The organism is Zobellella taiwanensis, assembly GCF_003012795.1.
In the GTDB taxonomy this organism is placed as follows: Bacteria; Pseudomonadota; Gammaproteobacteria; order Enterobacterales; family Aeromonadaceae; genus Oceanimonas; species Oceanimonas taiwanensis.
This window is the reverse complement of record NZ_PXYH01000009.1, coordinates 48,036-62,031: the sequence shown is the minus strand read 5'-3', so window position 1 is coordinate 62,031 and position 13,996 is coordinate 48,036. Positions and strand designations below refer to the sequence as shown.

The window sequence follows — 13,996 nt, the reverse complement described above, 5'->3', positions numbered from 1 at the left end:
CCTGCCGGCCACCCTACGGCGCCCTTTGCACTGTCCCGGTAATGTAACACTCCATTCCCGGACAACGGCAGGGAAAGCCGGCTAAGGCACCCAAGATCGCCGGCCCGGCAGCGACACTCCCCGGGTTGACGCCGGTCGCCAAATACGGACAAAACCTCATTCTCTGCACCCTGACACTGGCTTTCATTGCCAAAGTTAATGACAATAGCCCGGTTATTAACACTGGAAATGTCGAGCGTTCAGGATGAAGAACCTGCCCACGGATTTGCTGCGCACCTTTGTTACCATCAACCAGCTGGGGGGCTTTACCCAGGCGGGGGAAATGCTGGGCCGCTCCCAGCCGGCGGTGAGCCTGCAGGTAAAGCGGCTCGAAGAGTTGCTGGATATCCGGCTGTTCAACCGCAACAGTGGCCTGCAATTGACGGAAGAAGGCCAGTTATTGCTGAGTTATGCCCAGAAAATGCTGGATCTCAACGATGCCGTCATCTCCCGGCTGGGCACGCCCAAAGTCAGCGGCTCGGTGCGCCTCGGCATTCCCAACGACTTCGAGGTGTCCTTCCTGGCCACCACCCTGGGCCGTTTTTCCCAGTCCTACCCGGACGTTACCCTGGACGTGAGCAGCGACATCAGCACCAACCTGCTGCACGATTACCGCAAGGGGGCCTACGACCTGGTGATGGCCATAGAAGAAAGCAGCCCGGAACATCCCCAACTGACCGACTTTATCCTCGAGCCGCTGGTGTGGGTGCGCAGCAGCAACTTTATCCTGCCCGCCGAGGCTCCCCTGCCGCTGATCCTCTATCCCAAGGGCTGCCTCTACCGCAAGTCGATGATCAACGCCCTCACCCAGGCCAACCGCCCCTGGCGTATCGTGTACAGCACCGCCAGCCTGCTCGGCATCCATGCGGCCATCAAGGCCGGGCTCGGCATCAGTGCCCTGGCCAAAAGCACAGTGCCGGACGATCTGGAGCATTCCATGGAGTATCAGCACTGTCCCAGCCTGGGCAGTGTGTCCGTGGGCTTTTGCTACAACAAAAATGATCTCAGCGCCGCCAGCCGCATGCTGCTGGATTACCTGAGGAATGCCCTGCACCGCCTGTAGCGAAATCCCTGGCCGGCCCCCTTTGACGTGGGGATCATTACATCCTTGCCGAGTTTGGCTACAATACGGCTCCTTTTCACGGCAAGGGCCCAATGCCCGCCCACATCCCCGTTTCCGGAGCTGCAACTTGGCGCAACAATTTCCTCATTTCACCGACTTCAGGCTGGATTCCCGGCTGATCAGGGCCCTGGGCCACCTGGGTCTGGACACCCCGACCGACATCCAGCAGGACGCCATACCTGTGGTGCTGGCCGGCCACGACTTGATGGCGTCCTCCAAAACCGGCTCCGGCAAAACCCTGGCGTTTCTGCTGCCGGCCCTGCATCGATTGCTGAAAACCCGTGCCCTCGGCAAGCGGGATCCCCGCGCCCTGATCCTGGCGCCCACCCGCGAGCTGGCCCGTCAGGTGTTTGGGCAGTTGCGCGCCCTGACCGGCGGCAGCGGCCTGGACATCGCCCTGCTGCTGGGCGGCGAAAATTTCAACGATCAGCTCAAAACCCTGCGCAAGCAGCCCCAGGTTATCGTGGCCACCCCCGGCCGGCTGGCCAACCATCTGGATGCCCGCTCGCTGCTGCTCCACAACCTGGAGTTGCTGATCCTGGACGAGGCCGACCGCATGCTGGATCTGGGCTTCGCGCCCCAGCTGGAGCAGATCCACCAGGCCGCCGATCACCGCCGCCGCCAGACCCTGCTGTTTTCCGCCACCCTGGATCACGCCGAGGTCGACCACATGGCCACTCGCCTGCTCAAGGCGCCCAAACGGGTGGCGGTGGGCGAGGCTCACACTGAGCACAGGGACATAGCGCAGCGGTTTTTGCTCAGCGATCACCTGGATCACAAACAGGCACAGCTGCTGCACCTGCTGAACCACGAAAGCTATCAGCAGGCCATCATCTTCACCGCCACCCGCGCCGATACCGAACGGCTGGCCGGCCTGCTGCAACAGCAGGGCCACAGTGCCGCCGCCCTGCACGGCGACATGAGCCAGGCCGAGCGCAACCGCATGATGGACAGCTTCGCCCGTGGCCAGCAGCGGTTGCTGATCACCACGGACGTGGCCTCGCGGGGGCTGGACCTGTTGCAGGTATCGCTGGTGGTGAACTTCGACCTGCCGCGCCAGGCGGAGGAATACGTGCACCGCATCGGCCGTACCGGCCGCGCCGGAGCCAGCGGCATGGCAGTGTCTCTGGTCGGGCCCAAAGACTGGGACGCCTTCAAGCGGATTGAACGCTTTATGCGCCAGGATATCGCCTTTGCCGGCATCGAGGGGCTGGAAGGCAAATTCAAAGGTATCCGGCCCAAGGCAAGCAAAGCCCCGGCCAGACCCGGGCCCAAACCACGGTCGGCCGGCAAGGACAGCGCCGGCCAGGCACAGCCACACAAGCCCGCCAAGCCGGCGCACAGCCGGGCCGAGCGCTTCAGCGGCCCGGGCCTGGGCTCCGACGATGGCTCGGCCCCCCTGCGCCGCAAAAAACCCGGCGGGGAGTAGTAACCCCTGCCCGGCCGTTTCCCGGCATTACATAGCAAAAGGGCGCCTTGCGGCGCCCTCATCAATGCTGGCTTTAGCCTCAGGCGGTGGCACGGCGCGCCACCGGCTGGCCCGATGTCAGTTTGCTCACCACCACATAGGCAAGGCCGGAGGCCAGGCAGCCATACAGGGGGCCTTCCACCCAGCCCACCTGAGTGAACAGCAGGAAGCTGCCGCTGGTCACCAGGCCGACCAGCATGGCGGCCAGGGCGCCGTAACCGTTGCCCTGCCAGAAGGCGGAGATAAACACCGGGCCTATCATTACCGCCAGCAGGGTGCCGGAGCCGAGGATCCCGAGCCAGGACAACATAAAGGGCGGCGCGTACAGCATCATCAGGAAGCCGACAAAACCGAGAATGGCCACCCAGATGCGGTTGATCCACAAAATGCGGGCGCCCGAGGGCCGGCTGTGCGGGAACAGGGCGGTGCGCAGATCGTGGGAAGCGGCGCTCGACACCGTATGCAGCAGCGAGTTGGCGGTGGATTTCATGGCGAACAGAATGAACAGGGTGATCACCCCCGCCAGGGCCGGGTGCAGGAAGTTGGCCAGGTACACCGGCATGGCCTGATCCGCCTCGGCCAGCTCCGGGTGCGCCACCCGCACATACATGCCGACGATGGGCACCAGGCTCAGCAGGCAGCCCATGGGGGCGACCCAAATCGCCACATGATGCATCTTCACCGTGGGTTTGAAGGCCAGGAAACGCACGGCCATGTAAGGCAGCACGGCGGTAAACAAAAAGGCATAGGGCAGCACCAGGAACACGGAGCCCTTGCTTTCTCCATAGGGCGCCGAGGTGGTGGGGTTGAGCAGCGACGGATCGATGGCGTTGAGCCGCTCCACCATTTCCATCGGGCTGACATCGGTAAATATCTGCACCATCATCACCAGGGCGCCGATGCCCATGCCCGCCACCATCAGGGTGTCGGTCCAGGCCACCGCGGCCAGGCCGCCGAGCATGGTGTAGAGGATGATCACCGAAATCATCAGCAGCGCGCTTTCGTTCAGGCTGATGCCGAGCCAGGATGCGCCCAAGAGCCCCACCGCCTTGATCTGGCTGGTGAGAAACACCAACAGCAGCACTATGGTAATGGCCGCCGCCACCCCCTTGACCCAGCGCTCCAGCAGCGCGCCGCCGCCGTGCACCTGGGACACATACTCGGGGATGGTGCAACTGCCCAGCTCTTCGGCGCGCCGGCGCAGGAAGTTGGCAAAATACAGCACCACAATCACCATGGCCGGGGCAAAGAAGAAGTTGCCCAGCACTTCCACCGCGCCGAACTCATAGGCCACGCCGGGGGAGCCCATAAAGCCCCAGCCGCTGAAACCGGTGGCCACTATGGTGCCGGCCCCCACAAAGGGCCCCAGGCTGCGCCCGGCGACCAGAAAGCCGGTTTCGTCGCTGTCTTTGACCACCCGGCTGGACAGCCAGCCAATCAAGATCAGCACACCGAAGGAGCCCAGCAGCAGGGCCCAGTTTAAAAATGAATAATTTTCCATCACAAATTCCCTTTGGTCGTTTGGTCGAGTCGTTCATCAATCATCGGATTTACGAACGTATTCCCGGTAGACATAGGCCAGGGCGGCCCAGGCAAGAATGATGGCGTTGAGATAAACGAACCATTCCATGGTCCAGGATTCACTGAGCATGACTTCTACCTCTTCGAGCGGCTTCTTGCGAAGCTGGCGTTAATGTCCCTGATTCCACCGGCCAGGGCCGGCCTCACCAGAAGTAGGCAGGCGGTAACCACTCCTTCTACCGCCCTTGAATAACCGGCCAGACAACTCCCTGGCCGCCGCAACGGCTCCGGTGCCGGCGCTAACAGCGTGAACAGACTCCTTGCTGGTTTTTGATGGGTCGTTGCGCCAACCGGCACCGGTTAAGCGCGTCTCTTCGATGCTAGAACCCCGGCATTCATAACAGAAATGAATACTTCAAATCGGACCATTTGTGATGTTAATGATTTGTTGCCTGATGAATTCCTGCGGCAACAGACCTATGGAATACCGTCTGTGCGGGCCCCACGGAGCGAGGCGGGAGTGACCGGAGATTGAAAACCGGGGTGGCGCGGGGTTCTGGGGAAAGGGATGGCGTCGTCGTTGAGCGTTGTAGCAGGACCTGATGCCCTGAAAAACCGGATGCCCACCCTCGCAGGAGGGTGGGCCGGATGTTATCCCTTGATGATGTTGTATTCGGGGCCGAAGGGGAAGCGGGTGATGTTTTCCACCCCGCTTTCGCTGATCACCAGAATGTCGTGCTCGCGGTAACCGCCGGCACCGGGCAGCCCTTCCGGCAGCATGATCATCGGCTCCATGGACACCACGTGACCCGGCTCCAGTACGGTTTCAATGTCTTCGCGCAGCTCCAGGCCCGCTTCGCGGCCGTAGTAGTGGCTCAGGGTACCGAAGGAGTGGCCGTAACCGAAGGTACGGTACTGCAGCACGTCATGCTCGGCGAAGATTTCGTTCAGCTCAGCGGCGATGTCGCAGCAGCGGTTGCCGGCCTTGATCAGCTCCAGGCCACGGCGGTGCACCTTGCAGTTGATTTCCCACAGCTCCAGGTGGCGGTCGGAGACGTGCTCGCTGAACAGGGTCCGCTCCAGGGCGGTGTAGTAGCCGCCGATCATCGGGAAGGTGTTCAGGCTGAGGATGTCGCCGGCCTCAATTTTGCGGCTGGTGACCGGGTTGTGGGCGCCGTCGGTGTTGATGCCGGACTGGAACCACACCCAGGTGTCCATCAGCTCGCCGTGGGGGAAGGTGCGGGCAATTTCGCGCACCATGGCCTGGGTACCGGCCAGGGCCACTTCGTATTCCGGCACGCCCACGCCAATGGCGTCGCGAATGGCGGCACCGCCCACGTCGGCCACCCGGGCACCCTGCTTAATAAGCGCAATTTCTTCCGCCGACTTGATCATGCGCATCTTCATGGTGGGCACGCCGATGTCCACAAACTCAGCCTCGGGCAGCGCGGCCTTGAGCTTGTCGAGGTTCTGCAGGCTCAGGTGGTCGAACTCCACGCCCACCCGCTTGGCGCCGCCAATCAGCTGCTGCACGGCGCGGAAGAAGTTGTCTTTCTGCCAGTCGGTGTACACCAGGTTGTCGCCCAGGGCATTACGACGGTAGGGCTGGCCGCCGTCGATATTGGCGGTAATGGTGGTGTGGATGTCCTGGGTCACCGCCAGGCCGTAGTCGCGGCCAAAGCGGCAGTACACAAAATCACTGAAGTAGTTGATGTTGTGGTAGGAAGTGAACAGCACCGCATCCACGTCGCTGGCGGCCATGTACTGGCGCAGCTTCTGCTGGCGGGAACGCATTTCCGCCTCGGAAAACATGCCGCGGACTTTTTCGCCGTTGGGGATGGTCAGGGTGTTGGGCATTTGCATGAAAAGACTCCTTCCTTGTAGCTGATATCACAATGCGGGAAAACACAGGACTCGTGCTCAAGATCGATGCTAAACACCCATCGGACATAAATGAAATCAATACTTTTAATTTATTGATTAACTTTGTTAATGAAGATTGGCAGGGGCAGTAAAAAAGCGAACCCGGCAGCGGGAGAATACCACTGCCGGGTCCGCAGCAAGGCGGGCACCACTAACCGGTCTGCTTATGTCCGGAGCCTGCCCGGCCGGGGAAAAATGGCCTAGCGCGCGCCACCACTGCCCAGTGCCATGCCATCCGTGGTTACGGCCCTGGCTTCGCCGGCCTCATCGATTTTCAGCTCCACTTTGGGATCCGGGTTGTTGACCACCTTTTCCAGCTCCTTGGTCGCCCTGTCCCTGTTCAGCAGCCGCTTGATGGTATTGATGATCATCAGCAGGATGACGATGGAGAAGGGGAAGGCGCCTATGATGGTCCCGGTCTGGACGGTATCGACCACGCCACTGCCGCCCAGGGTCAGCAGCACTGTCGCCACCGCGCCTATGCTGATCACCAGCACCACCCGGAACCAGGCTCCCGCCTGTTTGGGAGCCGACACAAACTCCGCCAGGGCATAGGTGCCGGCATCCAGGGAAGTCACATAATAGGTCGCCACCAAAATGGTCGCCACAATCAGCAGCAGACTGCCAACAAAGGGAATGGACTCCAGCATAACGAAGAGCCCGCTGGACACATTCTCGCCCACGGCCGAGGAAATACCGCCGGCGCTGAGATCATCGTAGTAAATCGCGGCAGAGCCCAGCACGCCGATCCAGAGCATGACGATCAGGGAAGGAATGACGGTCACGCCAATCACAAACTCCCTCAGGGTACGGCCGCGGGAAATACGGGCGATAAAGCCGGCCACAAAGGGAGAGAAGGCAATGACCCAGCACCAGATAAAGACGGTCCACCAGCCATTCCAGCTTTGCTGCCAGCTTTCCAGCGGCTGGGCGGTGCTGGGTGCGTCGGTCCAGAAACTCATGGGAATAAAATTCATGAAATAGGAGCCGAAGGTCTGGGTGATGTTGGACACAATAAACAGGGTGGGACCAAATACCAGGGCGGCCAGCACCAGGACCACACTCAGGATGGAGTTGGTTTCACTGACCAGTTTCATGCCCTTGCTGATGCCGAAAAAGGCGGAAATGGCCGCTGCCGTCCCCAGTCCCACTATCACCAGCAGCCAAAGCGTAGGGCTGGAGGTGGCACCGGTAAAGGAACTCAGTCCGGAGGAAAACTGCATGGCCGCAAAGGCAAAGGAAGTGGACAGGCCCAATACGGTCGCCATGATGGCCAGCAGCTCCACCACTACACCGGCGCCCCCCTGGGCCCAGCGCGGCAGGATATCCACCGTGGCCTCGCGGAAGGTCAGGGTTTTTCCCAGGTTGTGGTGGGAGTAGGCCAGGCACACCGCCACCACGCAATACATGGCCCAGGCGGTGAATCCCCAGTGGAAATAGGCCCAGACGATACCGCCGCCGGCCACGTCGCCTTCCACGGCCCGGATCACCGGGCTGTCGTCGCGCAGCATGATGGGCTGTGCCACCGACCAGAAAATCAATCCGATACCCTGGCCACAGGCAAACAGCATGGAATACCAGGCAAAGTTGCTGTATTCCGGTTTGGCGTTGGGCCCCCCCAGCCTGACCTGTTTGCCCAGCTTGCTGAACACCAGCCAGGCGCAAATGGCTACCGCAAACAAAGAGTACAGAATAAACAGCCAGGTAAAGTCATTGGTGACATAGGTTCTCATGTCAAAAATGACGCCGGCGACGCCATCGGGATTTTTCAGCACCATGAAAATCAGCGCGATGATGGCGATGGGTGGGGTAAACTGGATGAGCAGCCGGCCAATGGGCGGAAGATCCCGCCCGGTAAACCTCGGGATCACAACCGGTTCAAGCGATTCCCTGTGACCTCTTGGCTTCTCATAAACCATTTGTTTGTTTGTCACTTTACTTTACCTCTCTGTTGTTGTCGTTATCCATAACCTCCCCTTACATCACTCCTGTATCCTGAAGTAATACGCGCGGATATGATGGATAAATTTCATGCTACGCCCCGGTCCCGGACAAAAGAAATGAGAACTTGTAATTGTGTCATTTGGTACGTTAATGAGGTGTTAAATGAAATTCCGGCCAGGCCATGAAGAAAGAGGCAAGCCATGTCACCATGGCTTGCCTCCGCACCTCCGCGGCTTGCCGGGGAAAAGGCGGGTACTCTTGCGTTGACGCTAACTAACCGATCCTGATAGTGCTGCACCGACCGGGCTCCGCCGCGCCGTCCCTCAGAGAAAACGTTCCGCAACCGAACCGTAAATGCCTGTTACGCACACCTCAAACAACAAACGGCCATATTCCTCGCTGGCGTTTTTGGCCGATGACAGCGTACCGGACGAGGGCACCCAGCTTGGCTCGGACGGGAAGATATCGTAGGGCGGGAAGGTGGCCGGATGATGGTGCACCACCTTTTCCATGTCCACGCATTCCGGATGCAGGTGCAGCATGAGCGAGGTTTCCAGCACGCCGCCGTGCTCCACGTCCCAGCCGGTAAAGCCGTCCGGAAACACGGTTTCGATGGTGTCCTGGGTGACATAGTCCCAGTAGGACAGCAGCATGACCTGAGCCTGGATGCCCTCATGGCGCAGGTGCTCCAGGGCCAGATCGATGCCCTCCACCAGGAACATGGAGTTTTCGAAGTGACCGTTCACCAGCACGAACTTGCGGTTGCCATGGCGGGCATAGGCCACCAGCACATCCTTCACCACATCGATCAACGTTTTACCGTTGATACAGGTAGTGCCGGGGAAAAAGTTGCCGCCACCCGATTTGACCTGGGACTTGTAGCCATAGGAAATGGGCGGCGCAACCAGGATGGAATCCGACTTGCCGGCGACCCCTTCGGAAATGGCCTTGGGGATCAATACATCCGGGTTCATCGACATATGGGGGCCGTGCTGTTCTATGGCACCTATCGGCAGCATGATGACCGCATTGCCATCCTTGACCCTGGCGGCATAGCTCTGCCAGTCCATTAATTCCAGATTCACCATTTCACTTACACCTCTTTTGAATTAACCACAGCGGCACCATACAGGCGGGCATCGCCTATTTTTTTATATTCGGCCCTGACCCCTTTGTATAATGACGCACACATCAACAACATAATCAGCGAAAAGGGCAGCGCCGCCGCGATAGACGCGGTTTGCAGCGAACTCAGCGCGGCTTCGCCTCCCACAAACAGCAGCACGGCCGCCACCACACCCTGCATGACTCCCCATATCACCCTGTGCCTGTTCAGCGGATGTTCTTCACCCTCGCTCATGATGGTGGTCAGCACCAGGGTGCCGGAATCCGACGAGGTAATGAAATAGGTGGCCACCATCAGGGTGCCGACAATCATTGCCAGGGTGGACAGGCTGCCCAGTTCCATGCCCTGGAAGGTGGCATACAGGGCTTTGGCCACGTCGTTGCTCACCACGGCGGCAATGCCGGCGCCTTCGAACAAATCCAGGTAGAGGGCGGTGCCGCCATAGGCGGCCAGCCAGACGAAGGACAGCAAGGACGAAACGCCCACCACGCCCCAGATAAACTCGCGAATGGTCCGCCCCCTGGACACCCGGGCCACGAACACGCCGACAAAGGGCGCCCAGGACATCCACCAGCCCCAATAAAACACGGTCCACCATCCTTGCCACATTCCCTTCCAGCTGGCCTGCGCATCGCCCAGGGCATGGGGAGCGGGCTCGATATAAAAATTAAAGCTGACCAACTGGGCAATATAGTCAAAGGAGCCGCTGAAAAAGGTTTTTACAATATAGAGGGTTGGTCCAAAGGCAAAGAAAAACAGCAGCAGCAACACGGTAAGCCACATATTGCCAATCGACAGGTATTTAACGCCCTTTTTCAGGCCGGTCAATACGGAGATAAGCGCACAGAGGGTAATCACCACAATCAGTGCCAGCTGCACTCCCGGACTTTGCGGTATGCCCCATATTTCCGACAGCCCGGCGTTAATCTGCTGCGCGCCCATGCCAAGGGAAGTGGCAATCCCGAACAGGGTGGCGAACACGGCAATGACATCAATCAATACTCCCCAGCGACCCGTTACCTTGTTGCCGAACAGGGGATAGAGCGTATACCGGATACTGAGTGGCTTGTTCAGCCGGTAACACACAAACGCCAGGGACAGGCCAACCACCGAATAAATGGCCCAGGCGTTCAGCCCCCAGTGAAAAAAGGAAATAGCCATGGCCGAGGCCGCGGCTTCTGCATTACCGGTTTGCTCGGAAAAGGGCGAGCCGGAAGAAAAGTGAAACATGGGTTCGGCGATGGACCAGAAAATAATACCAATCCCCTGCCCTGCCGCATACACCATGGCAAACCAGGCAAAATAACCAAACTCCGGTTTTTCATCATCCTTGCCCAGCCGGATATTTCCATAACGGCTGCAGGCAATCCAGATACAAAAAATCAAAAACAGGGCGGCCAACAACACATACCAGGAGTTGGCGGCAAGGGTAATTAATGTTCTGACCAAATCCACCAGGGCAGCGGATTCACTTGGAAAGATTAAGGCATAACCGATCAGCGCGACGGTGATCAGCAAGGAAATAAACATGATATAAGGGTTAATGCCCTTCAATGGGCCATTATTGAGAACCATGACGTCAACTCCTTGGAACCGCTCCAGACAAGCTGTTCTCTCATTAACCGCAAGATACCATACAAGCGACTTTCGTTACTCGCAGGTGTATCCCATTTTTGAACCCTGTAACGCCGTCCATCACATTACAGCCGGGCCCAAAACTAAAAAGCCCACCCTCGCAGGAGGGTGGGCCGGATGTTATCCCTTGATGATGTTGTATTCGGGACCGAAGGGGAAGCGGGTGATGTTTTCCACCCCGCTTTCGCTGATCACCAGGATATCGTGTTCGCGGTAACCGCCCGCGCCCGGCAGCCCTTCCGGCAGCATGATCATCGGCTCCATGGACACCACATGACCCGGCTCCAGCACGGTTTCAATGTCTTCGCGCAGCTCCAGGCCCGCTTCACGGCCGTAGTAGTGGCTGAGGGTGCCGAAGGAGTGGCCGTAGCCGAAGGTGCGGTACTGCAGCACGTCGTGCTCGGCGAAAATTTCGTTCAGCTCGGCGGCGATGTCGCAGCAGCGGTTGCCGGCCTTGATCAGCTCCAGGCCACGGCGGTGCACCTTGCAGTTGATTTCCCACAGCTCCAGGTGGCGGTCGGACACGTGCTCGCTGAACAGGGTCCGCTCCAGGGCGGTGTAGTAGCCGCCGATCATCGGGAAGGTGTTCAGGCTGAGGATGTCGCCGGCTTCAATTTTGCGGCTGGTGACCGGGTTGTGAGCACCGTCGGTGTTAATGCCGGACTGGAACCACACCCAGGTGTCCATCAGCTCGGCATGGGGGAAGGTGCGGGCAATTTCGCGCACCATGGCCTGGGTACCGGCCAGGGCCACTTCGTATTCCGGTACGCCCACGCCGATGGCGTCGCGAATGGCGGCACCGCCCACATCGGCCACCCGGGCGCCCTGCTTGATCAGCTCAATTTCTTCCGCCGACTTGATCATGCGCATCTTCATGGTGGGCACGCCGATGTCCACGAACTCGGCTTCCGGCAGGGCGGCCTTCAGCTTGTCCAGGTTCTGCAGGCTCAGATGGTCGAACTCCACCCCCACCCGCTTGGCGCCGCCGATCAGCTGCTGTACGGCGCGGAAGAAGTTGTCTTTCTGCCAGTCGGTATATACCAGGTTGTCGCCCAGGGCATTGCGGCGGTAGGGCTGGCCGCCGTCGATGTTGGCGGTAATGGTGGTGTGGATGTCCTGGGTCACCGCCAGGCCATAGTCGCGGCCGAAGCGGCAGTACACAAAATCACTGAAGTAGTTGATGTTGTGGTAGGAAGTGAACAGCACCGCATCCACGTCGCTGGCGGCCATGTACTGGCGCAGCTTGTGCTGGCGGGAACGCATTTCCGCCTCGGAAAACATGCCGCGGACTTTTTCGCCGTTGGGGATGGTCAGGGTGTTGGGCATTTGCATGGTAAGGCTCCTTCCTTAACGAACCGATAACAGGGTTGGCTGCGCCCCGTGTGATGGCGGATTTGCGCATACCCCTGATGCTATAGCCCTCAACGTCATAACAGAAATGAATACTTCAAATCAGCTCATTTGCTTTGTTAATGCGTTGTTATCACACATTACACCTCATAAGGCCCCCGCGATCCTGCCCCGGGGCGGTTCCGCCGGCGGCCTCAGAACAGGTAGTCGACCAGCACCAGCAGCCAGGTCAGCACCATCAGCAACAGGGTCAGCAGCACGGCCGCCGAGCCCATATCCTTGGCCCGGCCGGCGAGTTCGTGGTATTCGGGGCTGGCCTTGTCCACCACCGCCTCCACCGCCGAGTTGAGCAATTCCACTACCAGCACCAGCACCAGGCTGCCCACCAGCAACAGCCGGGGCACCAGGCCCACATCCCAGATCAGGGCCACCGGCAGCAGCACCAGCACCAGCCAGCATTCCTGGCGAAAGGCCGCTTCGTTGCGATAGGCACTTTTGAGCCCCTGCAACGAATAGCCGCCGGCGGAAATAATACGGTCAAGCCCGGTTTTTCCTGGTTTCATCGGTTCTCCCCAAGGCTCAGGCCTTGCAATGTTTCGGTCTCCGGCGTTACCACCAGCACGCTGCCCTGGGTGTACCAGTCCCCCAGCACGATGCGCTGCACCGGCTGGCCGTGGAGATCAAACCGGTGGATGGCGGGTCTGTGGGTATGGCCGTGGATCAGCCGCCGCACACCTGCTTTGCGCATCTGCCGCGCTACCTCGCCCTGATTCACATCCATGATGGTGATGCTTTTGTCCTGCTTGGCCTCGGCACTTTTGCCGCGAATGCCGTCGGCGATGCCCAGGCGTTTTTTAAGCGGCAGGCGCAGAAACAGCCATTGCAGCCAGCCAAGCCGGGTGATGCGGCGGTAGCGCTGGTAGCCGGCATCGTCGGTGCACAGGGTGTCGCCGTGCATGATAAGGGTCGGCTCGCCGTACAGGTCGATGACCTGATGCTCGGGCAGCAGGGTCAGGCCGGCTTCCCGGGCAAAGCGGCGCCCGACCATAAAATCCCGGTTGCCGTGGATGAAGAACACCGGCACGCCACAGTCGCGAAAGGCCGAGGCCACCCGGCGGTTGAGCGGGCTTTGTTCATCGTCGCCAATGGAAAACTCGAACAAATCCCCCAGCACATAGAGGGCATCGGCCTTCGGCGCTTCTTCTGCCATAAAACGCAAAAAGGCGGCGGTAATATCGGGCCGGCCGGCACTCAGGTGCAGATCGGCAATAAACAGGGTATGGGGCATCGGGTAACATCCGGTTCCAAACACAACAATGCCCGCCGGGGCGGGCATTGCAAGGCCATCGCCGAGCGGCCTTATTCGCTGACGGTCACGCCGGTGATCAGCACGTCGTCCACCGGTACGTCCTGGTGCATGTAGCCGCGGGTGCCGGTGGCCACGCCCTTGATCTTGTTGACCACGTCCATGCCTTCGCTCACTTCGCCGAACACGCAGTAGCCGTAGCCCTGGGTGGTGGCCGACTTGAAGTTGAGGAAGTCGTTGTCGTTGACGTTGATAAAGAACTGGGCGGTGGCGGAATGGGGCTCCATGGTGCGGGCCATGGCGATGGTGCCCACCTTGTTGCCGAGGCCGTTATCGGCTTCGTTCTTGATGGCGGCGCGGGTTTCCTTTTCTTCGAAACCGGGGCCGTAACCGCCGCCCTGGATCATGAAACCATCGATAACCCGGTGGAACAGGGTGTTGTCGTAGTGGCCGTCGCGGCAGTATTGCAGAAAGTTGGCAACGGTTTCCGGCGCCTTGTCGGCAAAGAGGTTCAGGGTGATGTCGCCGTAGCTAGTGTGCAGTGTGACCATGTTGATGCTT

Annotated in this window: 11 protein-coding genes; 2 read left to right on the top strand and 9 right to left on the bottom strand. The window is 59.8% G+C overall.

Annotated elements, in window-relative coordinates:
* The first annotated feature begins 244 nt into the window (after positions 1-244).
* Both C7I36_RS08235 and C7I36_RS08230 read left to right on the top strand, forming a co-directional pair.
* Positions 245-1,102, top strand: a complete 858-nt coding sequence (locus C7I36_RS08235; protein WP_106453245.1) for a LysR substrate-binding domain-containing protein — start codon at positions 245-247, stop codon at positions 1,100-1,102.
* A 127-nt stretch (positions 1,103-1,229) separates the two neighbouring features.
* Positions 1,230-2,591, top strand: coding sequence for a DEAD/DEAH box helicase (locus C7I36_RS08230; RefSeq protein ID WP_245880072.1), 1,362 nt, complete (start codon positions 1,230-1,232; stop codon positions 2,589-2,591).
* A gap of 79 nt (positions 2,592-2,670) precedes the next feature.
* Here C7I36_RS08230 and C7I36_RS08225 read toward each other — a convergent pair whose 3' ends face one another.
* The 9 genes from C7I36_RS08225 to C7I36_RS08185 form a co-directional block, all read right to left on the bottom strand.
* The gene (locus C7I36_RS08225) at positions 2,671-4,131 is read right to left on the bottom strand and encodes a sodium:solute symporter family protein (protein WP_106453243.1); all 1,461 of its coding nucleotides are present in this window, start codon (positions 4,129-4,131) and stop codon (positions 2,671-2,673) included.
* 671 nt (positions 4,132-4,802) lie between these two features.
* Positions 4,803-6,014, bottom strand: coding sequence for a M24 family metallopeptidase (locus C7I36_RS08220; protein WP_106453242.1), 1,212 nt, complete (start codon positions 6,012-6,014; stop codon positions 4,803-4,805).
* A gap of 260 nt (positions 6,015-6,274) precedes the next feature.
* On the bottom strand, positions 6,275-7,945 hold the full coding sequence (locus C7I36_RS08215; protein WP_219899621.1) for a BCCT family transporter: 1,671 nt from the start codon (positions 7,943-7,945) through the stop codon (positions 6,275-6,277).
* Positions 7,946-8,341: 396 nt separating this feature from the next.
* On the bottom strand, positions 8,342-9,103 hold the full coding sequence (locus C7I36_RS08210) for a creatininase (RefSeq protein WP_219899620.1): 762 nt from the start codon (positions 9,101-9,103) through the stop codon (positions 8,342-8,344).
* A gap of 8 nt (positions 9,104-9,111) precedes the next feature.
* The gene (locus tag C7I36_RS08205) at positions 9,112-10,719 is read right to left on the bottom strand and encodes a BCCT family transporter (RefSeq protein ID WP_106453240.1); all 1,608 of its coding nucleotides are present in this window, start codon (positions 10,717-10,719) and stop codon (positions 9,112-9,114) included.
* A gap of 180 nt (positions 10,720-10,899) precedes the next feature.
* Positions 10,900-12,111 carry a M24 family metallopeptidase gene (locus C7I36_RS08200; protein WP_106453239.1) on the bottom strand — a complete coding sequence of 404 codons (1,212 nt, stop codon included), beginning with the start codon at positions 12,109-12,111 and terminating at the stop codon, positions 10,900-10,902.
* 212 nt (positions 12,112-12,323) lie between these two features.
* Entirely contained in the window at positions 12,324-12,692 is a 369-nt protein-coding gene (locus tag C7I36_RS08195) for a diacylglycerol kinase (protein ID WP_106453238.1), read from the bottom strand.
* Positions 12,689-13,417 carry a UDP-2,3-diacylglucosamine diphosphatase gene (lpxH, locus tag C7I36_RS08190; protein ID WP_106453237.1) on the bottom strand — a complete coding sequence of 243 codons (729 nt, stop codon included), beginning with the start codon at positions 13,415-13,417 and terminating at the stop codon, positions 12,689-12,691. The genes C7I36_RS08195 and lpxH overlap by 4 nt, the downstream gene beginning before the upstream one ends.
* Positions 13,418-13,488: 71 nt before the next feature.
* The gene (locus tag C7I36_RS08185; RefSeq protein ID WP_106453236.1) at positions 13,489-13,986 is read right to left on the bottom strand and encodes a peptidylprolyl isomerase; all 498 of its coding nucleotides are present in this window, start codon (positions 13,984-13,986) and stop codon (positions 13,489-13,491) included.
* Positions 13,987-13,996 lie beyond the last annotated feature (10 nt).

Bases quoted from the DNA above. Each gene is read 5' to 3' on its own strand.
- C7I36_RS08235 (WP_106453245.1), top strand. From the start codon at position 245: ATGAAGAACCTGCCCACGGATTTGCTGCGCACCTTTGTTACCATCAAC.
- C7I36_RS08185 (WP_106453236.1), bottom strand. From the start codon at position 13,986: ATGGTCACACTGCACACTAGCTACGGCGACATCACCCTGAACCTCTTT.
- C7I36_RS08220 (WP_106453242.1), bottom strand. From the start codon at position 6,014: ATGCAAATGCCCAACACCCTGACCATCCCCAACGGCGAAAAAGTCCGC.
- C7I36_RS08200 (WP_106453239.1), bottom strand. From the start codon at position 12,111: ATGCAAATGCCCAACACCCTGACCATCCCCAACGGCGAAAAAGTCCGC.
- C7I36_RS08205 (WP_106453240.1), bottom strand. From the start codon at position 10,719: ATGGTTCTCAATAATGGCCCATTGAAGGGCATTAACCCTTATATCATG.
- C7I36_RS08225 (WP_106453243.1), bottom strand. From the start codon at position 4,131: ATGGAAAATTATTCATTTTTAAACTGGGCCCTGCTGCTGGGCTCCTTC.
- lpxH (WP_106453237.1), bottom strand. From the start codon at position 13,417: ATGCCCCATACCCTGTTTATTGCCGATCTGCACCTGAGTGCCGGCCGG.
- C7I36_RS08195 (WP_106453238.1), bottom strand. From the start codon at position 12,692: ATGAAACCAGGAAAAACCGGGCTTGACCGTATTATTTCCGCCGGCGGC.